The following is a 25,944-nucleotide window of genomic DNA, read 5'->3' on the forward strand; positions in this document are numbered from 1 at the left end:
ACCAGCACTATGCTATTTTCTTTTTGCCTTTTCCCATGCAGCACTTTGCGCCCCCATCATATAGCGGCGTATGCCCGCAATCACCGCATAGTTCATTACACAGAAGTAATAGGGAATAAATAAAATTTTTACACTTAATTTTCTTTTTTCTACAATCCAACCCAATACGGCCAGCACATAAAAGAATGCCTGCGTAGTAAAGAGCAGCATATAAAACTTTTCATGTGTAATAAAAGCAATACAGCCACTCAGCACAAATGCAGCAATCATCAAAAAGGGCGTAATGGTCCAGCGCAATACACGATGGCTGATGTATTGAAAACACAACACGCTATTGCGAAAAGGATTGAGTAAACTCTTCAAACGCAACACCGATTGTATGCCACCTGCTGCAATACGTATCTTGCGTTTTAATTCTTCTGTAACATTGGCGGAAGAGGTTTCCATCGCATACGCTTCGGGCTCGTAAATTATGCGATAGCCTTTCTCGGCAATGTGTAGCGAAATCATAAAATCATCCAGCACTGTATCTGGCGGCACAGGCTGATACAAACTCGTGCGAACACTAAACAATTCGCCCGCAGCACCTACTACCGAGTACAACTCGGAGTCCCATTTCTTTAAAGCCGACTCGTACTTCCAGTAAAAGCCTTCACCGGCAGTAGCATCTGCTGTGTCTTCTATCAGCACGCGCTTCTCTCCTGCTACAGCACCTACATTGGCATCGCTGTAGTGCCTTGCAATATTTACCAAAGCATCTTCATTCAAAAATGTATTTGCATCCGTAAAAATCACAATGTTGGTTTTTACTTCGTGCATGGCGCGGTGCATGGCGTGTATTTTGCCTTTGCGTTCGGGCGAGTGCATCAGTTGTATGACACTGTATTTTTTTACCACTTCTGGCGAAGTATCCGTTGAGCCATCGGTTACAAATAAAATGTGCAGTTTACCGGCAGGATAGCGCAATGCTAAGGTGTTTTTTATTTTTTTATCCAGTATATCTGCTTCGTTGTAAGCTGCAATTATGAGCGTGCAGGAAGGCAGATTGTGAATGTCTCTATTGATTGTTCTTTTGCCTTTGAATAACCTGCGCAGCTTCACTAGTACAAACAGCACAATACCATACCCGAAAAAGGTGTAAAAGACTATAAAAAGTGAAAACCAAAATGCAATTTTCATAATTACTGATTGAAGGAATAGCCTAATATTTTACTATTAGTTGTATGCGTAAAATTCCAGGTGATGGCTTTAAATAATATAGGAATAAAACGATAGTTTTTGTGGCTGACATATTGGATAATATTTCGAGGTGAAACCACCAACAAAAAATAAAACAGGAATGAAACTCTTTTAAGTGTAGGCGCATTACGACGAATAAAAAGCAGCCGGTTGCGGTTCATAAAATACTCTTTCAGCGGCGATGCTTTGCCCACAGACATAGATTCTTTGTGATAGATCAATGCCTGCATATTCACATGCACTGTATAGCCTGCTCGTTTGATGTATTCGCACCAGTCCATCTCTTCATAATACAGAAAGAAATTCTCTGCCATCAAACCGGCTTTTTCAATGGCTTCACGCTTTATCATCATAGCAGCACCATGTGCAAAACCGGTGATGCCGGTACAGTTGTCGTATTGTCCTTTATCTTCTTCAAACTGGCCAATGCAACGGTTGCGGCAGGTGTAATAATTCATCTCGGTATAACCTGCATATTGCAATACATTGGGGGTGTCGTAGTACCTTATTTTGGGCGATACAATACCACAATCCGGATGTATGTTTAACGTGTGTACTAATTGTTCTACCAGGCTTTCAGTAAACTCCGTATCATTATTTACCAAAAAAAGATAGTCACCTGTTGCAGCTTTGATGCCTACATTATTGCCGCCGGCAAAGCCTAAGTTTACTTCGGAACGGATAAAGCGAACAGCAGGAAATTGCTGCTGCCATGCGGGTAGCGGATTGGTGTCGCTGCCATTATCCACCACAACAATTTCAACCGATGGGTAAGTATTCTTTGAAAAAATAGAGTACAGCAACGCCTCGGTTAAGTGATGGTGATTGTAGTTGACAGTGATGATGGAAACGCTTTTCAACATTTAGCGGATATTGGATTATATTTTTGCTGCTTTTATACAGCAGCTATATTGACATTTAAAAGATAAGAATTACAAATACAATTGTTCTGTATCATACCTGATTATCTCCTGTCATTCTTATCAAATACTACAGCAATCAACGATGTTACGCCATTGTTTTATAATGCGAAAAAGTATCAATTGCATCAAGCAAATTCTTATCGGTTTGTATATTTACTTTTCTTGCAAATAAACAACCAGATTGCTCCAATGCAGGAATATCCGCACTGGTTAATGTCTTAGGGCTTGGCTTTGCCTCGCTCCAGTCCATATACCGCAGGTTATCATTCACCATATCACCTCTGAAATCTGAATTAAAGAGAATGGTTTGAAAAATAAACTCATCAGGCGCCCAGGTAAGTTTGAAGAATCTTGTCACTTCGGGGTGATCATGCAGGTAATGCAGGATATACCTTGCTGCCGGCAATGTAATGGTAAACCATTGCGAGCGGCCAACCGGTTCCAGTCCTCTGGGCATCCGGCGTACCGGCATTAACTTGTTTACAACCTGTTCCAGCTTGTATTTGCCACGTATGTCATAGTTGATCAAATGGTATTTGGTAACACGCGGTATTGCCTCATGCCAGGCATCGTAAATGGAATAAAACTCCATAAACTGCTTGCCATGATGCAAGGCAAAATACTGATGTATAAACGAAGCCTCATTAAGCGGATAGTCTTGCCCGCTCAGCAGGTTAATGTAATCGTATTGAATTCCGGAGGCGATGATTTGTTCGAAAGCATTAAGCGTTGCCTGCACCATGCTATAAGAGCCCCAGGTTACTTTTACACGCTTTTGCACAAAGTGTACATGAGGTATATGCCGCAATGCATTAAATGCTTCAATGTGTTGTTTTGCATCTATATGAATATAGCTATCCGCATCGGGGTGCAACAACTTGTTTGCCAGCCTTTGCAACTGCTCCGGCTGCGCATGTGCCAATATGATGTGTGCTATTTTCATAATAAATAAGAATGATACAAAGTTGAATATAGCAATTGATTTTATCCATTAAAATAGGCTTATACCTGCGATGAGGGGTACTTAAATTTCTTTAAGCTGCTTTGTTGCTATTAATGATTGTATAAGTTTACATTCAAATCCAACATCAAATGAAAAACAGGTTTGAAGTACTCGATATTTTTCGTGGCATTTTCTCTGCAATGGTTGTTTTTTTTCACATGAGTGCTTTTACAAATACACCTGTCATCAATAACAACTTTGTAAACAACAGCGATCTCTTTGTTGATTTCTTTTTTGTGCTCAGCGGCTTTGTAATTGCATACAGCTATCGCGGAATAAGCAGTACAGATAAGTTGCAGCAGTTCCTTAAAAAAAGATGGATGCGCATTTACCCGCTGCATTTTGTAATGCTGCTGATTTTTGTAGTAATAGAAATAACCAAGCATTTTTTCGTAGGACACATTCAGATAAACAATTTAAATAATACCAATAACAACTGGATGAGTTTTATATCCACTTTGTTCCTGCTCAACGCTGTAAAAATGCCTGGTGTACACGATGTAAGCTGGAATATTCCAGGCTGGTCTATCAGTGCCGAAATGATTAGCTATGTGTTTTTTGGCAGCCTAATGTTATTGTTGTTTAAAATAAAAAAAGAGCAATATAAAAATTACTTTGCTGCGGCTATTGTACTGGCTGCGATTGCCATTGTGGCAATGGTAAAAGGCAACGGCATATTAAATTACAGTTATGACTTTGGCTTCCTGCGCGGGGTTGCCGGCTTTTTTACCGGTATGTTGTGCATGAATGTTTTTACAGCATGTAAAAACCGCATCAACAATTTGCCTGCAAGCTTTTTTCATTTTGCAGAATGTATGCTGCTGTTGTGCACAGGTTTCTTTATTTACGAAGGTGAAACATTCAAGCAGGTTGGTTTTATTTATCTTATCCTGTTCTTTTTATCGGTATTCATCTTTTCTTTCGAAAAAGGCTTTGTTTCCGGGTTGCTTAAGCAATCGGGCATATTAAAAAGAATGGGACAATACTCGTATTCTATTTACATGACTCATGCCCTACTGCTAAGCCTTTTTAATATTGTTTTTATACGGCTGTTGCATTTACCAGCTTCGGCTTACACCTGGTTATTTGCACTCAATTACCTGTTAATCTATAAAGTATCGGAATGGACATATAAACATATTGAAATGCGCTTTGCGGGCAAATCAAAAGCCACCAAATCCGTACAAAAAGAAGTAGTTTTTGCAAAAGAAATAGCGACTGCATTGTAGTTCGCTTAACGGTTTATTACTTAACAGCAAACATTTTTCTTTTACCGCGAAGAACAGGAGTTTAATGAGCTTACCCAGAGCTATTAAATCTTATATAACTGCTTTAAACACTACAAGCGTACGAAAAATTTACAATTTAAAGGTAGTGTAATGCCGTCATTGCGAGCGGAGCGAAGCAATCTGTGGGTTGTAATTATATCAAAATAAGCCATCCATATTGATTTACAACTAAGCACAGATTGCTTCGCTCCGCTCGCAATGACGCAGGTTTCGTACACTTATACTCTGAACTCCTGTTATCCGCGGTGATTTTTTTTAATAGCCTTATTATAATAACTCTTTTTACAACTTCCCAACCCGGCAATACACAGCACATTCGCTCCCACGAATGATAATATAGTATCGAAAATGATTACTTTATAATCATCCATTCCATCAAATCTTTACATAGGTTTGCAACAATAGCTTTATACATAAAACTTTTTTCTACGATTCTATGCTTATGAAACTTTCACTCCGTTTATTGATTATCGGTTTGCTGGTGTGTACCTTATTTAGTTGCCGCCAAAGGGAAGGTGAACCAAGAATATTAGTCTTTACCAAAACTGCCGGTTTTCACCACAGTTCTATCCCGAATGGCGTAGATGCCATTATGAAGTTGGGCGCTCAAAACAATTTTGAGGTGGATACCACTTCCGATGCGTCTATGATAACGGAAGACACGCTGAAGAAATATGCTGCCGTTGTTTTTTTGCATACTACCGGCAATTTATTCAATGCACAAGAGCAGTCTGATCTGGAACGTTACATACAGGCAGGTGGGGGCTTTGCAGGTATTCATGCTGCTGCCGATGCCAATTACGACTGGCACTGGTATGGCAGGTTGGTTGGCGGCTATTTCAATGGACATCCTGAACAGCAGGAAGCGGTGTTGCATGCAGTGGATAAAGACACTACCATGACCGGCAACATACCTGCTACCTGGAAGCGAAAAGATGAATGGTACAATTTTAAAAGCTTAGACAGCAATTTACATGTATTAATAACTATTGACGAAAGTAGTTATAAAGGTGGCACTAATGGCGCCAACCATCCAATGGCATGGTACCACGAGTTTGATGGCGGACGTGCCTGGTACACCGAGTTGGGACATACAGAAGAGTCGTTTACCGATCCCGCTTATTTAAGCCATTTGCTGGCTGGCATCAGGTATGCCATTGGCGATAATAAAGAACTGAATTATTCTAAAGTGACGGCTTTGAGGGCACCCGATGAAAACCGTTTCACTAAAACACAGTTGGTACAGGCTACTTTTTTCGAGCCTACTGAAATGACTATTTTGCCCAATTTAGATATATTGGTAGCCCAGCGCCGTGGCGAACTGATGTTGTATAAGAAGAATACCAACAGCGTAAAGCAGGCCGGCTTTTTAAATGTATATTATAAAACACTCCATACGCAGGGCGTCAACTCCGAAGAAGGCTTGCTGGGCATACAAGCCGATCCTGATTATGCCAGTAATCATTATGTGTATATTTATTACAGCCCGGTGGATAGTTCAGTAGATCGCCTGTCGAGATTTACTTTTAATAATGATACACTGGATTTAAGTACAGAAAAAGTGATTTTAGAAGTAGGCACTACACGCGAAATTTGTTGCCACACCGGTGGCTCTATTGCTTTTGGCAAGGACGATGAACTGTTTGTTTCTACCGGCGACAACTCCACCCCCTTTGATGAGCCAAACAATCCGCCTTATAACATTCACTCTTTTGCGCCCATTGATGACCGCCCCGGACATGAGCAATGGGATTCCCGCCGTGGCGCTGGCAACACCAATGATCTGCGCGGAAAAATTTTGCGCATAAAAATCAATAAAGACGGTACGTATGGCATTCCCGAAGGGAACTTATTTCCAAAAGGCACCGATAAAACGCGCCCTGAAATTTATGTAATGGGCGACCGCAATCCATACCGCATTTCTGTAGATAAAAAGAACGGGTATTTGTATTGGGGCGAAGTTGGCCCCGATGCCAATGCAGATAGTCTTGACACCCGTGGACCGCGTGGCTACGATGAATTAAACCAGGCGAAGAAAGCCGGCAATTTCGGCTGGCCGTATTTTGTAGGCAATAATTATCCCTATCACGAGTACGATTTCAACACTGGTAAAACGGGTCCTGCCTTCGACCCGCAACATCCTGTAAACGACTCCCGCAACAATACCGGCTTGCGCGATTTGCCACCACTTAGCCCTGCTTTCATCTGGTATCCGTACGGTGAATCTGCCGAATTTCCATCAGTAGGCAGCGGCGGCAGAACAGCTATGGCAGGCCCGGCGTATTATGCGGATATGTATCCTAAAGAAACGCGCTATCCCGATTATTACGATAAAAAAGTCTTTATATACGAATGGATACGCGGCTGGATAAAAGCTGTATCGCTGACGCCCAACGGTGATTTTGACCGGCTGGAACCCTTTATGGAAGGCACCAAATTCAATGCGCCGATAGATATGGAAATGGGACCGGACGGCAGGTTGTATATACTGGAATATGGCAGCGGCTGGTTTCAAAAAAATACTGATGCCGGGCTTGCGCGCATTGATTATAACAGTGGCAACCGTCCGCCGGCAATTGCTTCCATAAAAGTAGATAAAACGGCCGGTGCCTTGCCTTTTAATGGAAAGGCTACAGTGGACGTAAAAGACCCCGATCATGATGCACTTTCTTACAAGTGGACTTTGGGTAATGGCAAGGTTGTAGAAACCAAAACACCAACGGTAGATTTCAATTATACACAAGCCGGCGATTATAATATACAGGTAGAAGTAAAAGATGATAAAGGCGCCGTGGCAAAGAGTGATGTAGTATCGGTATATGCCGGCAATGAAATACCGGATGTAACTATACAGCTTGGCGGCAACAAATCGTTTTACCTGCCAGGCAAGCCAATACCTTATACCGTTAAGGTGCAAGATAAAGGAGCCGTTGATAATGCCAATCTGTATATATCGGCCAATTTTGTAGAGGGCTACGACCGTGCGGGAGATGCGAACATTGGTGCAGGCACGCATATAGCCGGCAGAAACCTGGCATTTTCTATGGATTGCAAAACCTGCCATAAAGAAGCCGAAAAATCTATTGGGCCGGCTTTCATAGACGTGTCTAAGAAATACGAAAAAGACCCGAATGCCATGAACTACCTGATGAATAAAGTAATGAAGGGCGGTGCTGGCGTATGGGGCGATCAGGCAATGCCGGCACACCCCAATATTTCGCAGGCAGATTTGAAACAAATTATTGAGTATGTAATGTCGTTATCCCAAAAAACTACCTTGCAAAAATCATTGCCGCCAACGGGTACTATTACCCCCCCGGCTGGCGCAAAAGGCAATGCTACACTGGTAGTTGCTGCCAGTTATACCAATACACCCGCCAACAACCTGAAAGCACTCACCGGCAGCAATACCGTTGCATTACCAGGCAGTACAGTCTCCTTTAAAGGTAAAGAAAAGGTACAGGGCTTTACCACTTTTGCCTATAACGGGCAACAAATGATGATTATGCCGCCGCAACAAGGCTGGTTTGCAATGGACAGCATTGATCTGAGTGGTGTTTCTACCATTAATCTGAGGGGGGGGTATCAAAAAACTTTCCCAACCGACTATAAAGTGGAAATTCATTTGGACGATGCAAATGGTAAAGTGATTGGCACCGGTACCCTTTCCGCCGATGCAACCAGTAAGGATGTTACCAACAAACTGCCGATAAGAACTGCATCAGCACACTGCACTATACAACCTGTAACAGATGGCGCTTTCCATACTTTATACTTTGTATGTACGCCAGTAAAGAGTAATGCAGCGGGAACTGCGGCTATCTTAAGCGTACAGTTTAAGTAATACAGGTCTTTTTGCAGCTACACATCTTGTTTAACCTGTCAGGTTTCAGGAACCTGACAGGTTATGTTGTTATAAAAGTGATCAGGTAAAAAAATATATGCATTACAACACAAATAAAGGACAGAAACTATTGGCAGGCAAACTTCTTTTATACTGCATAATTATTGCCTCTTGCGCTTGCCATACTACTAAAAAAAATACGCTTACCAAAAAACAACCTGCTACTATGGCTAATTACTCTCCATCAGGTGATAGCATTCTGGCGCCGGGTGCAACGCTGCAATTGATTTCAGACCAGTTTGCCTTTACCGAAGGTGCAGCGGTTGATAAAGAAGGCAATGTATTTTTTACCGATCAGCCCAATAATAAAATATGGAAATACAGTACCGATGGTAAGCTGTCTGTTTTTATGGATAGCGCTGGCAGATCGAACGGGATGTATTTTGATAATAATGACAACCTGGTTACCTGTGCCGATGAACACGACCAGGTGTGGTCTATTACCAAAGACGGGAAGGTTTCGGTGCTGGTTACCGACTTTAAAGGACACCGGCTAAACGGACCAAATGACTTATGGATAGATGCAAAGGGCGGTATGTATTTGACCGATCCGTATTACCAAAGAGATTATTGGGACAGAACACATCCAGATTCCGCACTCGGTGGCGAACATTTGTACTATTTACACCCAGATCATTTAACACTCACAATTGTGGATGACAACATCGTAAAGCCCAACGGTGTAGTAGGCACGCCTGATGGCAAGCAGTTGTATGGGGTGGATATTGGTGCAGCATTGATATATAGATATGACATTAATGAAGACGGCTCTTTAAGCAACCGGCAGTTATTTGTAAAACAGTTGGCAGATGGAATAATGCTGGACGACAGAGGCAATCTCTATTGTGCCGGCAATGGTGTAACAGTATATAATAAAGAAGGAAAACAGATCGCTCATATTGAGGTACCCGAAAAGTGGACAGCTAACCTTTGCTTTGGGGGTAAGGATAAGAATATTTTATACATCACTGCATCAAAATCTTTTTATGCTATCCCTACGCTTGTAAAAGGTGTGGAATAACTGTTGTTTTTACATTTCTTTGCGCCACAATTCTTAAATTATCTCGAATTATTCTCGTGGCTATGAAGAAATATATCTTATTAACTACCCTATTCATTTATTTACTTACACATCTTAATGCACAACGTTTAATAAATCTGACGGGCGATGTTAACGACAACAACAGTCACGCACTTGCAGGCGCTATTATTCACCTACTCAACACCAATCTGCAAACTACCACCGATACAGGGGGCAGGTTTATATTTCCCAATGTACCCGCTGGCACATACACTTTGCAAGTAGCTGCCTTAGGATTTGCCACCACAACTGTAACAGTCTCGTCTGATAATAAGTCAGTAACCATCACTTTGCAACCCGATGTACAGCAGTTGGATGAAGTAATAGTTACTGCTCAAAAAAGAGAAGAAAACAACCAGCAACTGCCCATTAGTATAACGGCTTTATCCTCCAAAAAAACAGCAGCCTACAGGATTTGGAATACTAAAGATATGACTGCTATTGTACCCAATTTATATGCTGCTGATCCCGGAGATAAACGCAACATAACTGCCATCCGGGGTATTGCCACTACCTCTTACGACCAGGCAGTTGCCACATATATTGATGGTGTTAACCAGTTTGGATTGGACACGTACATTAGTCCGTTATTTGATGTGGAGCGTATAGAAGTATTGCGTGGCCCGCAAGGCACTTTGTATGGTAGAAATGCAATGGGCGGCGTGGTAAATATCGTTACCAAGCAACCTACCAATCACCTGTCCGGTTTTGCCGAAGCAAGTGTTGGCAATTATGGTTTGCAGCGCTATACAGCAGGCATCAAAGCGCCATTGATAAAAGATAAATTATATATGGGTGCTGCCGGATTATATGAGCGTACAAACGGATTTTATACCAATGATTTTAACAACTCGCACTACGATAGACAGCACAGCATTGGCGGTAATTATTACCTGAAATTTATTGCCAATAAACAATGGTCTTTTATGCTCAATGCAAAACACAACAACAACCGCAATCACGGTCCATTCCCTTTGGTTGCTGACCGCGATGAAGCGTTTAATCACGCGTACCATGTAAGTCAAAATGCTACTACGCAACTGATAGATAATATTATCAATACTTCGCTTTCGGCTAATTATAGTGGACGTCATTTCAACTTTAGTTCACAAACAGCTTATCAGTACAACTACCGTATTTATGCACAACCAATTGATGCCGATTTTTCACCACTGGATGCACTCTCAATCATTAATAATTATGGCAAAAGCTGGAATACGGTGAAAGTATGGACGCAGGAATTCAGGTTTAGTTCATCAGCAGCGGCTGCATCACCTTTCAAATGGGTAGCAGGCACTTTTTTGTTTACCCAAAATAGTCCGGTAAAACAAGCAACCCACTTTGGCAATGATGCGACGCTGTTAGGCTCGCCCGATAGTAACTATGCTTTGCTCAGCACTACTATTGCAAAAAAATATGGTGCCGCAGTATATGGACAAATCACTTATGTAGCATCCAGCAAGTTCAATGTTATAGCTGGACTCCGGTATGATTATGAGCACCAGCAGCAGCATATTTTAGGGGAATATTTTAAAGATGGCATTGACGAAGCATTGTTTAATTTTCAGCCCGATACCTCCGCCACTATTCACTTTAATGCATGGTCGCCAAAGTTGGGCATTGACTATAGCATCAATAAAAAAAGTTTACTATTTGCTACTTACAGCAAAGGCTACCGCGCAGGTGGGCTCACGCCACTATCACCAACAGATCCTTCTCAGCTACCTTTATATGCTTTTAAGCCGGAATACAGCAGCAACATAGAGGCAGGCATAAAAAACAGTTTATTCAACCATCGTTTGCTGTTGAATATTACAGCCTTTTATACAACAGTTACAGATGCCCAAGTGCCTACTTTGATTTTACCCGACGCAGTAACAATCACAAGGAACACCGGAAAGCTTACCAGCAAAGGTCTGGAAGCAGAAGTGAATGCGGTAATTACCAAAGGTCTAACCACAGATTACAGTTTTGGCTATACAAATGCTTTATATGACAATTTAAAGATTAGCAGCAATGGCGGCGAATTGAACCTCAAAGGCAACCGGCAGGTATTTACACCTAATACCACCTCTATGCTGGCTTTGCAGTACAGCTTTGCAGCAGGTACCAAAACCACCTTTGCCATACGTGGCGAATGGAAATGGCTTGGCAAGCAATATTTTGATTTGGCAAATACCATTGCGCAAAACCAGTACAGCTTATTTAATGCACAAGCAACGGCCGCTTACAGGCAATGGTCGCTAAAATTGTGGAGCAGGAATATAACGGGCAAAAAATACATTGCCTATGCATACGATTTTGGTGCCATCCATTTAGGTGATCCTGCTACATATGGCGCAACGTTGCAGTTTAAATTTTAGTCAGGTTTTTAACACCGGAGGTGCAAAGGCATTAAGTTGCACAAAGAATATCTAAGATAAAATGCCCCGAACTTTCTAATAATTCGGGGCATTTTTTATGAAAATTAATTCTGCCTTGCAGGCAGACTTTACACACTTTCTTACCAAATAAAACAGCCTGTCTTATATTCTTCATGTCTTTGCAGCTAAAAACTATTTACCACCAGCCACATCACCATCAATCTCCAATATCACCGGTTCGGCATATTTTGCAAATTTCACCGTTACTTTCTTCTCAAAATGACCTTCACTTTCAGCATTATAAGTAACTTTTATAGTTGATTCTTTACCAGCCATAACGGGTGTTTTTGGATATTCCGGTGTAGTACATCCGCACTCGGCAGTGGCTACCTCAATGATCAAAGGCTTACTGCTGGTATTGGTAAATTTAAACTCGGTAGTTACCGGCACACCCTTTTTTATTTTGCCAAAAGAATGCTTTAGCTCCTGAAACTTTGCAGGCGCATCCTGTGCAAAAGAAAGTGTAGCGAAGGCCATGCAGGCTATCAGTAATATATATTTCATTACAATTTTTTTATACAGTTTATTTACTGCCGGATGGTTTCAATTGTCCTACAGTACCGTTGGCGGGAGCAGCATTATCGGGGGCTTCGTATGTTTCGCCATGAAATTTCAGTTGCTTGCTCAGTCCGTTGGTTAAAAATACAGTTACATATTTAGTGAAATTGCCTTTGGTCATGCCGTTAAAGCCCAGCTTGATTTTAAACGATTCGCCGGGTGCGTACGGGCCAGCTTCCCACTTAGGCGTAGTACAGCCGCAGCCAGCCTGCACGTTCAGCAGTTTCACACTATCGCTGCTGATGTTTTTCAGCGTTACTTCGTACTCTACGGGCTTACCATACGGTATTTTTCCAAAGTCGTGATCTACATCAGTTACCTCTATTACTTTGGAGAAATCCTGTTGCTGTGTAGCAGCATTGTTGGGCGTAGCCGGTGCTGTTTGCGCATGAGCAAGCGAAACAAGACCAAGCGCGCATACAGCAACAAACAATTTTTTCATAATTCGCGATTTTGTAGTGCAATATATTTCAAATTACCATCATTGAAATCATTGCTATATAAGAAATGGGGTTTACTAACAAATTTTTAAAGTTCTTACGACAACGCAATAAGGTAAAAGGTTTAATAATAAGTGAAGAAAAAGAGCATCATTACTTGTTGACAATATTCTATGTTGCAGATAAATTACTTTCTGCTGCCAAGCCACAACAAGCCGTCCATGATCAGCTTATTTTGCGCAGCACTGCTAAAGGTAGAAGAAAGTTGTTGATTGGTATGGTGTTCATAATCCATATCGTTATGTCCCATATTCAGGTATAGCATCCGGTATTTTGTATTCGTCCATACCACGGGATAATAACCGCTGTGCCATATCTCGTTTGGTTTTGGACCAGTGCCCAGCGGAAAGCTGGAGCTATCCACAGACGCCAGAATTTTTATATCGGCATTAGTACACAAATCGTTTTGCCAGCTATACCACTCATTGGGCGCAGCAATAAAGGTTGTAGTCAAATGCTTTGTTGCCGGATGTTTCCCATCTTCAACCTGCAATACAGCCGAAGTTGGCCGCCAGGTGTTGCCTTTGTACTCGCCGCTACCTAAAAACACATTGTGATACCAATCCCAGTTTTGCGGGTAGGCAGAAGGGGTGAGTGCAAAGGCTGAAAAATGAAAGCCCATCCAGGCACCTCCATTATTCATATATTTTTCAAAAGCTGTTCTTTGTGGTAAAGAGTCGGGGCGTGTATCTAAAAAAATAACCACCTGGTAATGTTGCAAAAAAGAATCATTCAAATTGTTCCAATTGTTAGTAGAGTCGTAAGTAAAATGATACTTAGCAGCCATCGCCGGAAACCAGCGGTTGGCTTCGTGTACAAAACTGATGTGTGCCGGATCTTCTTTGGCAGTATAAAAAGCAATAACCCTAAACTTCACGGTCTGCTTCTTTTGTGCAGCAACGGTCAACGATACAACGCAGCAAGCAACGAAGAGTATGGATACAACAATATTGTACTGCCTCATCATAAGAATAGATAAAAGTATTTTATCAACAGCATTATATGTTAAGGATTATACCGCAATTAAAGCCCGCTTTCTACCATTCCGGCATCTCATTCAGTTCTTTCACAGCTCCATTCTCAACCTCCCAGCCCCATGTGTAACTGCCATTGGTGATAATTAAATAAGTACAGCAAAAGGCTGTATTATACCGCACCAATTGCATCAGCACACCCTCACTCAGCGGTACATTCATTTCTTTACATTCAATTATCATCCAGGGCTGCGCATCTTTATATACTACAATATCGCAGCGCTTCCGTAGTTCACCAATATGTATTTCTTTCTCTACAGCCAGCAAAGCTGCCGGGTATTTTTTTACCTGCAGTAAATATTGCACTACATTTTGCCGCACCCATTCCTCCGGCGTAAGGCGCACCCATTTTTTACGCACCGTATCAAAAATATATTCCTTGCCTTCCTGCAGTTGCATGTTGTAATGGTACGATGGAAAAGCGAGTGCCTGCATGAGGGCAAAACTAACCTTTGCAATGCAGTATGTTTGCAGAATTTATCCCTATGGCAACAGATGCCAGAGAGACTTAAATGCACAAAGTCTTATTAATATACGTACATGCGTAGGCAATCCTGTATGCCTGGCATATACCCAAATGCCGGATGAAAGAGGTTTTTTGATGATAGATAAGAGGAATACCATAAAGACGTAAAGTATTTTTTTAAATAAATCTTCGCGCCTTTGTGGCAAAAAGATAACCGATGAAAACGAAAGAAGAAATAGTTCACAACTGGCTACCGCGCTATACGGGGCTATCATTGGATCAATTTGGGGAGTACATTTTACTCACTAATTTCAGCAATTACATTCAATTATTTGCGCAATGGCACGGCGTGGAAGTTGTAGGCAGAGACCGCCCTTACCAATGCGCCACCGCCAACGGCATTACCATCATCAATTTTGGAATGGGCAGTGCCGGTGCAGCAACCATTATGGATTTGCTGTCGGCAATCAGTCCCAAAGCAGTGCTGTTTTTGGGCAAATGCGGCGGATTGAAAAAACGTAATAAACTGGGCGACCTTATATTGCCCATTGCTGCCATACGCGGCGATGGAACGAGCAATGATTATTTCCCGCCCGAGGTACCTGCGCTGCCTGCTTTTGCCCTGCAAAAAGCTATCTCCACCACCATCCGCGAATACGAAGTGGATTACTGGACTGGCACAGTATATACCACCAACCGCCGTATTTGGGAGCATGATGATAAGTTTAAAAACTATCTACGCACCATTCGCGCGTATGCTATTGACATGGAAACGGCTACTATTTTTACCGTTGGCTTTTACAATAAAATACCTACCGGCGCGCTGTTGCTCGTAAGCGACCAGCCGATGGTACCCGAAGGTGTAAAAACCGAAGAAAGTGACAGGCTGATTACTACAGCCTATGTAGAAAGGCATATAAAAATTGGCATTGATTCGCTAAAGCAGCTTATTAACAACCGGCTTACAGTGCGGCACCTGAAGTTTGAATAAAAGAGACAGTAGCCTGCATCCGGCTCGCTCATTTGTAAAAACGGGCGTATTGCAGCTACATGTGTCCCGAAGAACTAACTGTTTATTTTATACGTTTTTGCGGATAGCTTAATGGCTACTTTTAAACGTCTTCTGTCTTGGTATGGTTTTTTCACTTCTTTTTTAATTAAACAAATATGTTATGCCTACACCAGATCCTAATAATAAAAATAATATCGTAAACCGCACAGATGAAAACAGCTATGATGCTGATAATAAAATAACTAATAACGATAACCCGGTGCGCGAAGGGCAGGAAGACAGCTCGATTTTACACGACAGGGAGCAGCAGAAAGAAAGCACTATTTTTTATGACAATGCAAGCAATAATGACCCTCAGGCTTCATTGATCAATGATTCTGTTAAGTTCCCGCACCAGATGGAAGAATATATAGACAGTGATAAGGAAAACTTTGAGCCGGAAGATTAAAGAGCAAGATTTAAGATACAGCGCATTAGCAGCTAAAGATGTGTATGGACACCAGTTTGCATTACTATTAAACTTTTCATTTTTCCAAAAACAACAATAATATTATGCTTTGGCAAGGCAGAAGAGAAAGCAGTAACGTAGAAGACCGCAGAGGCTTTAGTGGTCGCGGAATGGCTGTTGGCGGTGGATTGGGCACTATGGTTATTGCTTTCATTGTGTATTTACTGGGCGGCAATCCCAATCAGGTACTGAATAATAATTCCGCACAGTCCCCGACGCAACAATCAGCACCGGCAAACGACGAAACCACCCATTTTGTAAGAACCATCCTGGCAGATACCGAAGACATCTGGAGCCAATTATTTGAGAATATGGGGCGCACGTATGCTGACCCGCATCTTGTATTGTTTAGCGGCTCTACACAAAGTGCCTGTGGCTATGCCAGCCAGGCGACCGGCCCGTTTTATTGCCCCGGCGATTCGAAGGTATATTTGGATGTTTCTTTCTTTGATGAATTGCAAAACCGTTTTGGTGCAGAAGGTGGCGATTTTGCCGATGCGTACGTTATTGCGCACGAAGTAGGCCATCATGTGCAGCACCTGCTGGGCATTACCGATCAGGTGGATGCACAGCGTGGCAGGATAAGCGAAAAAGAACAAAATGAATTATCTGTGCGGCTGGAGCTGCAGGCTGATTTTCTGGCAGGCGTTTGGGCACATTACGAAGCACAACAACAAGCAGCTACCGATCCTACACGCAAAGTAATACAGGAGGGCGATATAGAAGAAGCTTTAAACGCAGCCAGTGCCATTGGCGACGACCGGCTGCAAAAACAAACACAGGGTTATGTAGTACCCGATGCTTTTACACATGGCACATCGGCACAGCGCGTACGCTGGTTTAAAAAAGGTTTTGAAACCGGCGACATTAACCAGGGTGATACATTTAATGCGGCGAATTTGTAGAGAATTATTCTTTATATTTTTTCTTAGGATTTCGGCTGGTGTGAAAAATAGAAGAAATTACAATAATATTTCTATTCGCATCAATTCTATAAATAATTAAGTACGGGAATACTTCTATGCGCACGTCCCGAAATGCCCTTTTACGAATAGGATAACGTTCCGGATGTTGCGCAATGTTATGAATACACTTCATTACTTTATCTTTAAATCTGTCTCCCAACCCCGTCTGTTTATCCTCGTACCATTCCCATGCTTCTAATAACTCGTATTGAGCGCGTGATAAGAATACAATTGTGTAACTCATGATGATTGTCGCTTGCTTTTCAACTCCGTAATTATCTGTTCTGTTTCCTCTATCGTATAACCTTTTGTATCACCACTCTCCCACCCGGTATATTCTTTATTCAATTCCTCAACAAATGCATTATCACCCCACCAGGCTATTTGTTCTAAAATGTCATCCTCTAATAAAGTGTAAATAGCTGCAATCTTTTTATCGTCAGCTACTTTCAGATAATTATGTAATCTTTCTCTGATTATTTCTATTGTCATAAACCGCCATTTACACAAATTTACTTTTCTACTTTTATAAAATCATTTCTTAATATTTTCTTTTATAAATATTCCGTCTTCTCTATTCAATCTTACTTCATCTTTGCCGCTATGGCTTTTTTACAGTTTCAGTTAGAGGCAACCGATGCCTTCTCTAAGGCGAGAGCTGGCACTATTACCACCGATCATGGTGTGATACAAACACCCATTTTTATGCCTGTAGGTACGGTAGGTAGTGTAAAAGCAGTTACACAGCAGCAGTTGAAAAACGAGGTAAAAGCACAGATTATCCTGGGTAATACCTACCATTTGTACCTCCGTCCCGGCACCGAAATACTGGAAGCTGCCGGCGGCATCCATCAGTTTAACGGGTGGGATAAGCCGGTACTTACCGATAGCGGCGGCTACCAGGTATTTTCGCTGGCAGCCAACCGCAAACTAACCGAAGAGGGTGCCCTCTTTCAATCGCATATTGACGGCAGCCGCCACCTGTTTACCCCCGAAAAAGTAATGGATATACAGCGCAGCATTGGTGCCGATATTATCATGGCTTTTGATGAATGTCCGCCTTATCCCAGCGAGTACAGTTATGCCAAAAAAAGTATGGAATTGACGCATCGCTGGCTCGACCGCTGCTTTGCGCGCCTGAAAGAAACACCAGATTTATATGGTTATACGCAAAATTTATTTCCTATAGTGCAAGGCGGCACATACAAGGATTTGCGCACTGTTTCGTGCGAATATGTTGCAGCTAAAGAAGCAACCGGCAATGCCATTGGCGGCTTAAGCGTGGGCGAACCGGAAGATATGATGTATGAGTTTACTGCGCTTTGCACCGAAAATCTGCCTTATAACAAACCACGCTATCTCATGGGTGTAGGTACGCCCTGGAATATATTGGAGTGCATCAGTTTGGGTGTGGATATGTTTGATTGCGTAATGCCTACGCGCAACGGCAGAAATGGCATGTTGTTTACCACCAATGGCGTTATTAATATTACTAATAAAAAATGGGCAACTGACTTTTCGTGTATTGATGAAAACCTGCCTTGCGAAACAAGCCGGTTTTACAGCAAAGCGTATTTAAGGCACCTTTTTGTAGCGAAAGAAATTCTTGGCTTGCAAATAGCCAGCATTCACAATCTGTCTTTTTATCTGTGGCTCGTGGGCGAGGCACGCCACCACATTACAGCAGGCGATTTTATGAGCTGGAAAAAAGAGATGATTCCGGTATTAAAACAACGGCTGTAATTATCTTTCACATCTGTGCAACAGGTTTATAATTATTTTTGAGTTCACGAGTTTACAGGTTCAACGGTTCATGAATTATAGCAAATTGTACAACTAACAAACTGATGAGCGATATAGCAAGAACTTGTTGAAGCTTGGACACACTAAATAGAAAACCCGTGAACTTTTGAACTATAGAACTCGTGAACTTTAAACAACAACATGAAGAAGCTCGACTGGTATATTATTAAAAGTTTCCTGGTTACTTTTTTCTTTTCCATTTTTTTATTTACAGTTATTGCGGTAGTAGTAGATGTAAGTGAAAAGACAGATGATTTTGTAAAATCGGGCTTAACTTTTATGCAGATTGTAAATCAGTATTACATCCCGTTTATTCCGCATATAATTGCTTTGTTGTTTCCGCTGTTTGTGTTTATAGCGGTTATTTTTTTTACCTCTAAGCTGGCAGGTCGCAGCGAGATTATTGCCATTTTGGCCAGCGGCGTTTCTTACCGGCGCATTATGCTGCCCTACTTTATCGGGGGAGTATTGCTGGCAGGTTTGTTATTAGTATCCAATGCCTACATTATACCACAGGCCGAAGTAAAAAGACTGGCATTTCAGGTATCTTATTTTGATAATGACTCGCCTGCCGATGCCATGTTTGCCAACCGGCAGGTAAACAGGTATTTCCGCGTTGACTCTTTTACGTATGCAGGATTGATTAACTACGATACGGTTACGAAGCGCGGTGGTCCCTTTTTTATGCATACCATCAAAAACAATACATTGGTGTACAACCTGCGTGCAGGCAGTATGCAGTGGGATACCGCTACCAAAAAATGGCGGTTGGAAACCGTGTTTGAACGCACCATCAATGGACTGAAAGAACACATCAGCACGCAGCCGCGAAAAGAAATGAGTTTTAACTTTCGCCCGATAGACCTGAACAATGATGAGCATACAAAAGATGTGCTCACCAGCCCCGAACTGGGCAAATACATTGTGCAGCAGGAACACCGTGGTGCCGAAGGCATCAACGACCTGAAAATTGAATATTACCGCCGTGTGGCTACGCCGGTAGCAGTTATTATTCTTACGCTCATTGGCGCTATGGTAGCAGGGCGCAAGGTGCGTGGCGGCAGTGGCGTACACCTGGCATTTGGCTTTGTTACAGCCGCTGCTTTCATTTTGATGGACCGTTTTTCTACCATTTTTTCTACCAAAGGCAATTTGCCACCTTATATAGCCGCATGGATACCTAATCTGGTGTTTGTTTTTGTAGCGATGTACATTTATAGAAAAGCTCCAAAGTAAGCAGCAGGTCTGTTGCAATAGCAGAACAAGGACGGTAATTCATCTTACAAATACATGTATTGTCGTATTATCTGAAAGTTACTTTTTATCCTAAGCATGTTTATATGGTTGTGTGCTAAAAGCTTTCCTTAATTTAAACACTTTTGTATAAAATAAAAGTAGCATGGCGAAGTGGATGCTTTAAAAAATTGTTTGAGCCTGTTGTGAGCATGGCAGTATCTTTGATGCTACAACCGTTGCAGATTGAAGTATTTCCACATTGCTTTGCCTGGTTATAATAGCGCTTGTGAGAAAGTGTGTTGACTTAAACTGTACTGTTTTCTTTTATTTACCCGCCCGGCTCATGTGCGTTTCCGTCTCTGTTTATCCCTTCATACAATATGTGCAGCTTATTAGTTAGCAGCGTTTATGCCAGCTAGGGCAATAGCTTTTGAGTATAATAATAGAATATAATACCTGATACCCAAGACTGCAATAGTATAACATACCTATATGCTTCCGTTATTTCATACACCTTTTCTTCACCATAAAAACCTTTTGTTTTATGAAACGCAATTCTATGCTCTTTTGTCTTGTATTCTTTATTACAGCCAACCTTTTTACCACTGCCAAAGCTCAAGTAAATGTAAACGACTCTTTAGCCCTCGTGGACTTGTACAACAGTACCGATGGACCGAATTGGCGCAGTAATACCAACTGGTTAACTACTGCGCCGGTAAGTACCTGGGCTGATGTACAGGTAGTAGATAACAGGGTTACAGTTTTATACTTATCTTATAATAACCTAAACGGCATTATTCCTGCTTCTATTGGTAATCTTACACAGCTTGATGGTTTATATATAGAATATTGCGAGCTACATGGTGCTATTCCTGCTGAGATTGGTAATCTTACACAGCTTACGAACTTATGGTTGGAGGGCAATCAGTTAAGCGGTGCAATCCCTGCCGAGATTGGTAATTGTACAAAGCTTGAGGTTTTATACATACCAGAAAATCAGTTAAGCGGTAGCATTCCTGCTTCTATTGGTAATCTTGTAAATCTTACCAGTTTGGATATAGACTACAATCAGTTAAGTGGCACTATTCCTTCCTCCATCGGTAATCTTGTAAATCTTCATGAGTTAGTATTAAATGATAATCAGTTAAGTGGCACTATCCCTGCTTCTATTGGCAATCTTGTAAATGTTTGGTATTTATACTTATATAATAACCAGCTAAGCGGTGCTATTCCGACTTCTATTGGTAACTGTACAAATCTTCATTATTTAATGTTATATAATAATCAGCTAAGCGGTGTTATTCCCGCTGAGATGGGCAGGCTTAAATATCTTAACCAATTAATATTAAATAATAATCAGCTAAGTGGTGCCATTCCTGCTGAGATTGGCAATCTTGATGTATATCTTGTGAACTTAGATTTACATAACAACCAGCTAAGTGGTGCTATTCCTGCTGAGATTGGTAATCTTGTAAATCTTGGGAACTTAGATTTACATAATAACCAGCTCAGTGGCGCTATCCCTGCTTCCTTACGCAGACTTAACCTATATAATCTTGACCTTAGTTATAACCAACTATCTCAAGACCGGAATGTCCATTTTTCTATAGATATAAGTAGAACAGAGGGCAGTATCAGTAACAACCTTTTTACCTTTAACGGAATGGAATTTATAGCAAACAGATTTCCCCGGGTTACTTATACGCCACAAGCTATCCTTCCTTTACATCAAAATGGCAATACATTGTCTGTATATGCCGGTGGCACGCTCAGCAACAACACGTACAACTGGCACCTGGCAGGCACAACAGACAGCACGATAATTAAAGCAGATTCAACATTTACTCCTCAACAAAGCGGCAAGTACTATGTAACGGTAAAAAACAAAGTAGCCACCAAACTCATCCTCCACTCCGATACGATTGACTTTACCTTATCTCCATTGAAGTCAAACAATACCTTAATTGCAAAAGGTGTACAGTCTGGAACGGTTATCCAGCACATGCAGGTATATCCCAACCCTGCAAAAGAGGTGGTGCACGTGCAGATAAAAGGCAATGCTATGATTGCTATTGCTAATGCGGCTGGTAAAGTATTGCTTACTAAAACCATTAACAACAGCGATGCGATAAATGTAAGCTCACTTGCACCCGGCATCTATTATCTGCAGAACAAAGCTTCCGGTGAAACGCAAAAGATTGTAGTGGTACATTAATCTTCTTTGATACAAACAGTTGCCGCTTGGAGGAGGCAACTGTTTATACTCATTCCTTTTTGCTTGTTTTTTTCTTCACTGTATGAAACAATTATCATGAAAACGAAATCTATTCTCCTCAGCATTGTGTTTGCCATTGCAGCAAACCTCTTTACTACTCCCTCTAAAGCACAGGTGAATGTAAATGATTCCTTAGCGCTGGTTGATTTATACAACAGTACTAATGGACCTAAATGGTCCTGGAATACTAACTGGTTAACTACTAATCCTGTGAGTACCTGGTACGGAGTAACAGTAGAAGACACAAGAGTGACGTACTTGAATCTTGGCGGTATTCACTTAAATGGTACTATACCATCCTCCGTCGGCAATCTTGTAATGCTTGTAGAATGCCACTTAGACGTTAATCAATTAACAGGCACTATACCCGCTTCCATTGGCAATCTTGTAAATCTTACATGGTTAGCTTTATCTTTCAACAAGCTAAGTGGTGCTATTCCCTCTTCTATTGGTAATCTTGTAAAGCTTAATAATTTAAGATTAGAATTTAATCAGCTAAGCGGTTCCATTCCTTCATCTATAGGTAATCTTGTACAGCTTAAGATATTAGGTTTATCTAATAATCAGCTAAGTGGTGCTATCCCCTCCTCCATTGGCAATCTTGTAAGACTTCCTGAGTTGGATTTATCAATTAACCAGCTAAGTAGCTCCATTCCTTCCGCTATTGGCAATCTTGTAAACCTTGAACAGTTAGATTTATCTGAAAACCAATTGAGTGGTTCTATTCCTGCTTCCATCGGAAAACTTGTAAAGCTTTGGTTTTTAGTTTTAGGGGGTAACCAACTAAGCGGCCCTATACCCTCTTCTATTGGTAATCTTGTAAAACTGGATTAGGTATATTTATCAGACAATCAACTAAATAGTATTCCTTCTTCCATTGGCAAACTTGCTAATCTTAAGTTTCTATATCTAGAAAATAACCAGCTCAATTGTACTATTCCTGCTTCCATGGGCAATATGTCAACACTTCAGGGGTTGTATTTATCTAATAACCAGTTAACTGGTAATGTTCCTATATCTTTTCGTAAGCTTCACAGCCTTTTCTCAATAGACCTAAGCTACAATCAACTGTCACAAAGCAGTAACATTAATTTTTTAAGGAAGAGTCGTAGTTTTAAAAATGGGAATATCCAATACAACCTTTTTACCTTCGACGGAATGGAGTATGTAGCACAAACATTTGTCAATGTTAATTATGCACCACAAGCTATCATTCCTTTACATCAAAATGGCAATACTTTATCTGTATCCGCCGGTGGTACACTAAGCAATAACACTTACCACTGGTTTAAAGTTGGAGCAACAGACAGTACAATTAACAAAGGCGACTCTACTTTTATGCCCACGCAAAGCGGCAAATATCATGTAAAAGTTACCAACGCTATTGCTACCAAACTCACTCTCTACTCCGATACGATTGATTTTACCTTATCTCCAGGAAAGCAAAACAATTTAATTACAAAAACAGTACAACCCACAAAGCTTATTCAGCACATGCAGGTATATCCCAATCCTGCTAAGGACGTGGTGCAGGTGCAGGTAAAAGGCACTGCTATGATTGCTATAACTAACAGCAATGGTAAAGTATTACTCACCAAAAGTGTTAATAACAGCGATGTAATCAACGTAAGCTCGCTTGCACCGGGTATTTACTATCTGCAAAACAAAGCTTCCGGCGAAACACAAAAGATAGTAGTGGTACGCTAAATCATTCTACACAACTACTTATTTTCTACACATTAAAAAACTCCTTCGTAAAGGAGTTTTTTAATGTGTAACACTCCATACTCCTTAGCTAATAAAATAATATTTCACCATTCCTTAAGTCCGGCGCTTTATTGGATATACTATTGCTTATTTATCTTGCAGCATTTTTAATGAGCGTAAACCTATGGCAGATTTAGAACATTTTGACCCCAACGGGCCGGCTAATCCCAATAACAACATTTTTGGGCTTCCTTTTACCGAAGAAGAAGCGAAAGTGGTGATATTGCCTGTGCCGTGGGAAGTAACGGTAAGTTCGGGCGATGGCACTTCGCGCAGTTCGGAGCAGGTAATGAAAGCCTCCCTGCAGGTAGACCTTTTTGACCTGTATTTTCCGAATGGCTGGAAAGAGGGATTTTTTATGCGTGAACTGAACCGTAAAGTATTGCTGAAGAGTGATTACCTACGCAAAGAAGCAGAGCTGTACATCGACTATATGACCAAGGGCAATGATGTAGAGCAAAATAAATTCATCAGCAAAAGCCTGAGAGAAATAAATGAGGGTGGCGAATACCTCAATAACTGGGTGTATGAACAAACAAAAGAATTGCTGGATGCCGGTAAATTGGTAGGTCTATTGGGTGGCGACCATAGTACACCGCTCGGCTACATAAAAGCGCTGGCTGAAAAAAGGGGTGAATTTGGCATTTTGCATATAGATGCGCATTGCGACCTGCGCAAAGCATACGAAGCTTTCACTTATTCGCATGCCTCCATCATGTATAATGTGCTGGAAGAAGTGCCGGACGTAAAATGTATTATACAGGTGGGCATTCGCGACCTGTGTGAAGAAGAATGGATCCGCGCACAGGAGAGCGATCGTGTTGTTGTTTACCTCGATCAGCAAATTAAAGAGCGCCAGTTTGGTGGCGAACACTGGAAAGCGATAGCCGATGAAATTATTAGCCATTTGCCTGATAAAGTATATATTTCTTTTGATGTGGATGGTCTTGATCCCAAGCTATGTCCCAGTACGGGTACGCCCGTTCCCGGCGGCTTCGAAATGGAGCAAGTGCTGTATTTGTTTAATAAAATGGCTGAAAAAGGAAAGCAGGTGATTGGTTTCGACCTGGTGGAAATAGGCAATGGCGAAGGTTGCATTGATTCGGTTGTTGGTGCGCGGCTGCTTTGGCGGCTATGCAACCTGCTGGTAAAAAGTAATGGTAATAAGAACGAGTAAGCTATAGCAGCAAATAGTTGAATAAGTTGTTTACAAATGATTGCTGGAAGCGGAGACACAGCGCACATAGAATAACACTAAGGAGAACAAAGCATACCTTCGTGCAACTCCTTCTTTTGGGCTTACGTGGTCACCAGCTTATTTAATTTTTAAACAGCTTCTTTATATAAAAATGAGGCATGAGCAGGTATAATTATGTTATTACGGTTAAGCAGCCCGATTATAAAAGTGCTAATGCCATCAGTTTATTAATGTTAATGCTGGCTGTAGCTGTATTTATTTATACAGCGTGGGTGCATTGGCCATCGCGGGTGTATCATAATGCTGCCATCCTGTATGCCATTTTTAGCGGCATTATACTGTTATGGTGTATTTATTCTTTGGCATTTGCCCCAAAGCTTAAGCGCGTGCCTTATTATCGGCTGGGACTGGCAGTAGCGGCGGTTGGCTGGTTTATTGAGCCATTGAACAACTATTGGATAGGTGCCTTATATGCAATTGCCGCACTCATAGAACGGCAGGTAAAGTTTCCGGCAGAAATAGGTATTGACGATAACGGCATTGTATTTAATAGCCTGCCTGCAAAGGCATTTACATGGAATGAAATTGATAATATGCTGTTGAAAGACAACATTATTACTATTGATTTTAAGAATAATAAAATTTATCAAAAAGAAACAGAAGCAGATGTAAATGCAGCGCTGGAAAAAGAGCTTAATGCTTTTTGCAACAGAAAGTTGAGCGAAGCTGCCGCACCCGCATCTGTATAGCAAATACTATC

23 protein-coding genes are annotated in these 25,944 nt (G+C 41.4%); 14 read left to right on the plus strand and 9 right to left on the minus strand.

The window, feature by feature from the left end; genetic code table 11:
- Positions 1–12: 12 nt before the first annotated feature.
- The 3 genes from FC093_RS19280 to FC093_RS19290 all read right to left on the minus strand — a co-directional run bounded on the left by FC093_RS19280 (position 13) and on the right by FC093_RS19290 (position 3,105).
- The gene (locus FC093_RS19280) at positions 13–1,179 is read right to left on the minus strand and encodes a glycosyltransferase family 2 protein (protein WP_137263446.1); all 1,167 of its coding nucleotides are present in this window, start codon (positions 1,177–1,179) and stop codon (positions 13–15) included.
- A 2-nt stretch (positions 1,180–1,181) separates the two neighbouring features.
- Positions 1,182–2,102, minus strand: coding sequence for a glycosyltransferase family 2 protein (locus tag FC093_RS19285; RefSeq protein ID WP_206106633.1), 921 nt, complete (start codon positions 2,100–2,102; stop codon positions 1,182–1,184).
- A gap of 145 nt (positions 2,103–2,247) precedes the next feature.
- Positions 2,248–3,105 carry a beta-1,6-N-acetylglucosaminyltransferase gene (locus FC093_RS19290; protein WP_137263447.1) on the minus strand — a complete coding sequence of 286 codons (858 nt, stop codon included), beginning with the start codon at positions 3,103–3,105 and terminating at the stop codon, positions 2,248–2,250.
- A 149-nt stretch (positions 3,106–3,254) separates the two neighbouring features.
- Here FC093_RS19290 and FC093_RS19295 point away from each other — a divergent pair, with 149 nt between their 5' ends.
- The 4 genes from FC093_RS19295 to FC093_RS19310 all read left to right on the plus strand — a co-directional run bounded on the left by FC093_RS19295 (position 3,255) and on the right by FC093_RS19310 (position 11,802).
- Positions 3,255–4,394: an acyltransferase family protein gene (locus FC093_RS19295; protein ID WP_137263448.1), complete on the plus strand. Its 1,140-nt coding sequence runs from the start codon at positions 3,255–3,257 to the stop codon at positions 4,392–4,394.
- A 496-nt stretch (positions 4,395–4,890) separates the two neighbouring features.
- The gene (locus tag FC093_RS19300) at positions 4,891–8,298 is read left to right on the plus strand and encodes a ThuA domain-containing protein (RefSeq protein ID WP_137263449.1); all 3,408 of its coding nucleotides are present in this window, start codon (positions 4,891–4,893) and stop codon (positions 8,296–8,298) included.
- 226 nt (positions 8,299–8,524) lie between these two features.
- Entirely contained in the window at positions 8,525–9,379 is an 855-nt protein-coding gene (locus FC093_RS19305; RefSeq protein ID WP_137263450.1) for an SMP-30/gluconolactonase/LRE family protein, read from the plus strand.
- A 62-nt stretch (positions 9,380–9,441) separates the two neighbouring features.
- Positions 9,442–11,802 (plus strand): TonB-dependent receptor, encoded by a 2,361-nt coding sequence (locus FC093_RS19310; RefSeq protein WP_137263451.1) that lies wholly within the window; start codon positions 9,442–9,444, stop codon positions 11,800–11,802.
- A gap of 192 nt (positions 11,803–11,994) precedes the next feature.
- Here FC093_RS19310 and FC093_RS19315 read toward each other — a convergent pair whose 3' ends face one another.
- The 4 genes from FC093_RS19315 to FC093_RS19330 all read right to left on the minus strand — a co-directional run bounded on the left by FC093_RS19315 (position 11,995) and on the right by FC093_RS19330 (position 14,389).
- Positions 11,995–12,366 (minus strand): DUF1573 domain-containing protein, encoded by a 372-nt coding sequence (locus tag FC093_RS19315; protein ID WP_137263452.1) that lies wholly within the window; start codon positions 12,364–12,366, stop codon positions 11,995–11,997.
- Between the two features lie 19 nt (positions 12,367–12,385).
- Positions 12,386–12,862, minus strand: a complete 477-nt coding sequence (locus FC093_RS19320) for a DUF1573 domain-containing protein (protein WP_137263453.1) — start codon at positions 12,860–12,862, stop codon at positions 12,386–12,388.
- Positions 12,863–13,047: 185 nt separating this feature from the next.
- Positions 13,048–13,887: a ThuA domain-containing protein gene (locus FC093_RS19325; protein ID WP_137263454.1), complete on the minus strand. Its 840-nt coding sequence runs from the start codon at positions 13,885–13,887 to the stop codon at positions 13,048–13,050.
- A gap of 70 nt (positions 13,888–13,957) precedes the next feature.
- Complete coding sequence (locus tag FC093_RS19330; protein WP_137263455.1) at positions 13,958–14,389, minus strand: type I restriction enzyme HsdR N-terminal domain-containing protein; 432 nt, start codon at positions 14,387–14,389, stop codon at positions 13,958–13,960.
- Between the two features lie 248 nt (positions 14,390–14,637).
- Between FC093_RS19330 and FC093_RS19335 the strand changes: the two genes are divergently transcribed.
- From FC093_RS19335 to ypfJ, 3 genes are all read left to right on the plus strand, one after another.
- Positions 14,638–15,411: an AMP nucleosidase gene (locus FC093_RS19335; RefSeq protein WP_137263456.1), complete on the plus strand. Its 774-nt coding sequence runs from the start codon at positions 14,638–14,640 to the stop codon at positions 15,409–15,411.
- 181 nt (positions 15,412–15,592) lie between these two features.
- Positions 15,593–15,880, plus strand: coding sequence for a hypothetical protein (locus tag FC093_RS19340; RefSeq protein WP_137263457.1), 288 nt, complete (start codon positions 15,593–15,595; stop codon positions 15,878–15,880).
- A gap of 104 nt (positions 15,881–15,984) precedes the next feature.
- Complete coding sequence (gene ypfJ, locus FC093_RS19345) at positions 15,985–16,845, plus strand: KPN_02809 family neutral zinc metallopeptidase (RefSeq protein ID WP_137263458.1); 861 nt, start codon at positions 15,985–15,987, stop codon at positions 16,843–16,845.
- Positions 16,846–16,849: 4 nt separating this feature from the next.
- Here ypfJ and FC093_RS19350 read toward each other — a convergent pair whose 3' ends face one another.
- Both FC093_RS19350 and FC093_RS19355 read right to left on the minus strand, forming a co-directional pair.
- Positions 16,850–17,149 carry a type II toxin-antitoxin system RelE/ParE family toxin gene (locus FC093_RS19350; protein WP_137263459.1) on the minus strand — a complete coding sequence of 100 codons (300 nt, stop codon included), beginning with the start codon at positions 17,147–17,149 and terminating at the stop codon, positions 16,850–16,852.
- Positions 17,146–17,397: a hypothetical protein gene (locus tag FC093_RS19355; RefSeq protein WP_137263460.1), complete on the minus strand. Its 252-nt coding sequence runs from the start codon at positions 17,395–17,397 to the stop codon at positions 17,146–17,148. Before FC093_RS19355 ends, FC093_RS19350 begins: the two co-directional genes overlap by 4 nt.
- Positions 17,398–17,508: 111 nt before the next feature.
- Between FC093_RS19355 and tgt the strand changes: the two genes are divergently transcribed.
- The 7 genes from tgt (at position 17,509) to FC093_RS19390 (ending at position 25,933) form a co-directional block, all read left to right on the plus strand.
- Positions 17,509–18,648 (plus strand): tRNA guanosine(34) transglycosylase Tgt, encoded by a 1,140-nt coding sequence (gene tgt / locus FC093_RS19360; RefSeq protein WP_137263461.1) that lies wholly within the window; start codon positions 17,509–17,511, stop codon positions 18,646–18,648.
- A gap of 201 nt (positions 18,649–18,849) precedes the next feature.
- Positions 18,850–19,944: an LptF/LptG family permease gene (locus tag FC093_RS19365; RefSeq protein WP_137263462.1), complete on the plus strand. Its 1,095-nt coding sequence runs from the start codon at positions 18,850–18,852 to the stop codon at positions 19,942–19,944.
- Between the two features lie 544 nt (positions 19,945–20,488).
- Positions 20,489–22,159 (plus strand): T9SS type A sorting domain-containing protein, encoded by a 1,671-nt coding sequence (locus FC093_RS19370; protein ID WP_137263463.1) that lies wholly within the window; start codon positions 20,489–20,491, stop codon positions 22,157–22,159.
- 96 nt (positions 22,160–22,255) lie between these two features.
- On the plus strand, positions 22,256–23,053 hold the full coding sequence (locus FC093_RS19375) for a leucine-rich repeat domain-containing protein (protein ID WP_137263464.1): 798 nt from the start codon (positions 22,256–22,258) through the stop codon (positions 23,051–23,053).
- A 123-nt stretch (positions 23,054–23,176) separates the two neighbouring features.
- On the plus strand, positions 23,177–23,926 hold the full coding sequence (locus FC093_RS19380; protein WP_170971160.1) for a T9SS type A sorting domain-containing protein: 750 nt from the start codon (positions 23,177–23,179) through the stop codon (positions 23,924–23,926).
- A gap of 184 nt (positions 23,927–24,110) precedes the next feature.
- Entirely contained in the window at positions 24,111–25,163 is a 1,053-nt protein-coding gene (locus tag FC093_RS19385) for an agmatinase family protein (RefSeq protein WP_137263466.1), read from the plus strand.
- Positions 25,164–25,342: 179 nt separating this feature from the next.
- The gene (locus tag FC093_RS19390; protein ID WP_137263467.1) at positions 25,343–25,933 is read left to right on the plus strand and encodes a hypothetical protein; all 591 of its coding nucleotides are present in this window, start codon (positions 25,343–25,345) and stop codon (positions 25,931–25,933) included.
- The last annotated feature ends 11 nt before the right edge of the window (positions 25,934–25,944 follow it).

Origin of the sequence: Ilyomonas limi, assembly GCF_005233845.1 — a bacterium.
Lineage (GTDB): Bacteria > Bacteroidota > Bacteroidia > Chitinophagales > Chitinophagaceae > Ilyomonas > Ilyomonas limi.

Excerpts from the sequence above, each read along its gene's own strand:
- FC093_RS19375 (WP_137263464.1), top strand. The coding sequence starts at position 22,256 with ATGAAAACGAAATCTATTCTCCTCAGCATTGTGTTTGCCATTGCAGCA.
- FC093_RS19285 (WP_206106633.1), bottom strand. The coding sequence starts at position 2,102 with ATGTTGAAAAGCGTTTCCATCATCACTGTCAACTACAATCACCATCAC.
- FC093_RS19300 (WP_137263449.1), top strand. The coding sequence starts at position 4,891 with ATGCTTATGAAACTTTCACTCCGTTTATTGATTATCGGTTTGCTGGTG.
- FC093_RS19350 (WP_137263459.1), bottom strand. The coding sequence starts at position 17,149 with ATGAGTTACACAATTGTATTCTTATCACGCGCTCAATACGAGTTATTA.
- FC093_RS19365 (WP_137263462.1), top strand. The coding sequence starts at position 18,850 with ATGAAGAAGCTCGACTGGTATATTATTAAAAGTTTCCTGGTTACTTTT.
- FC093_RS19380 (WP_170971160.1), top strand. The coding sequence starts at position 23,177 with ATGTCAACACTTCAGGGGTTGTATTTATCTAATAACCAGTTAACTGGT.
- FC093_RS19330 (WP_137263455.1), bottom strand. The coding sequence starts at position 14,389 with ATGCAGGCACTCGCTTTTCCATCGTACCATTACAACATGCAACTGCAG.
- FC093_RS19315 (WP_137263452.1), bottom strand. The coding sequence starts at position 12,366 with ATGAAATATATATTACTGATAGCCTGCATGGCCTTCGCTACACTTTCT.
- FC093_RS19310 (WP_137263451.1), top strand. The coding sequence starts at position 9,442 with ATGAAGAAATATATCTTATTAACTACCCTATTCATTTATTTACTTACA.
- FC093_RS19370 (WP_137263463.1), top strand. The coding sequence starts at position 20,489 with ATGAAACGCAATTCTATGCTCTTTTGTCTTGTATTCTTTATTACAGCC.
- FC093_RS19325 (WP_137263454.1), bottom strand. The coding sequence starts at position 13,887 with ATGATGAGGCAGTACAATATTGTTGTATCCATACTCTTCGTTGCTTGC.
- FC093_RS19335 (WP_137263456.1), top strand. The coding sequence starts at position 14,638 with ATGAAAACGAAAGAAGAAATAGTTCACAACTGGCTACCGCGCTATACG.
- FC093_RS19290 (WP_137263447.1), bottom strand. The coding sequence starts at position 3,105 with ATGAAAATAGCACACATCATATTGGCACATGCGCAGCCGGAGCAGTTG.
- FC093_RS19295 (WP_137263448.1), top strand. The coding sequence starts at position 3,255 with ATGAAAAACAGGTTTGAAGTACTCGATATTTTTCGTGGCATTTTCTCT.
- tgt (WP_137263461.1), top strand. The coding sequence starts at position 17,509 with ATGGCTTTTTTACAGTTTCAGTTAGAGGCAACCGATGCCTTCTCTAAG.
- FC093_RS19280 (WP_137263446.1), bottom strand. The coding sequence starts at position 1,179 with ATGAAAATTGCATTTTGGTTTTCACTTTTTATAGTCTTTTACACCTTT.
- FC093_RS19385 (WP_137263466.1), top strand. The coding sequence starts at position 24,111 with ATGGCAGATTTAGAACATTTTGACCCCAACGGGCCGGCTAATCCCAAT.
- FC093_RS19340 (WP_137263457.1), top strand. The coding sequence starts at position 15,593 with ATGCCTACACCAGATCCTAATAATAAAAATAATATCGTAAACCGCACA.
- FC093_RS19320 (WP_137263453.1), bottom strand. The coding sequence starts at position 12,862 with ATGAAAAAATTGTTTGTTGCTGTATGCGCGCTTGGTCTTGTTTCGCTT.
- ypfJ (WP_137263458.1), top strand. The coding sequence starts at position 15,985 with ATGCTTTGGCAAGGCAGAAGAGAAAGCAGTAACGTAGAAGACCGCAGA.
- FC093_RS19390 (WP_137263467.1), top strand. The coding sequence starts at position 25,343 with ATGAGCAGGTATAATTATGTTATTACGGTTAAGCAGCCCGATTATAAA.
- FC093_RS19305 (WP_137263450.1), top strand. The coding sequence starts at position 8,525 with ATGGCTAATTACTCTCCATCAGGTGATAGCATTCTGGCGCCGGGTGCA.
- FC093_RS19355 (WP_137263460.1), bottom strand. The coding sequence starts at position 17,397 with ATGACAATAGAAATAATCAGAGAAAGATTACATAATTATCTGAAAGTA.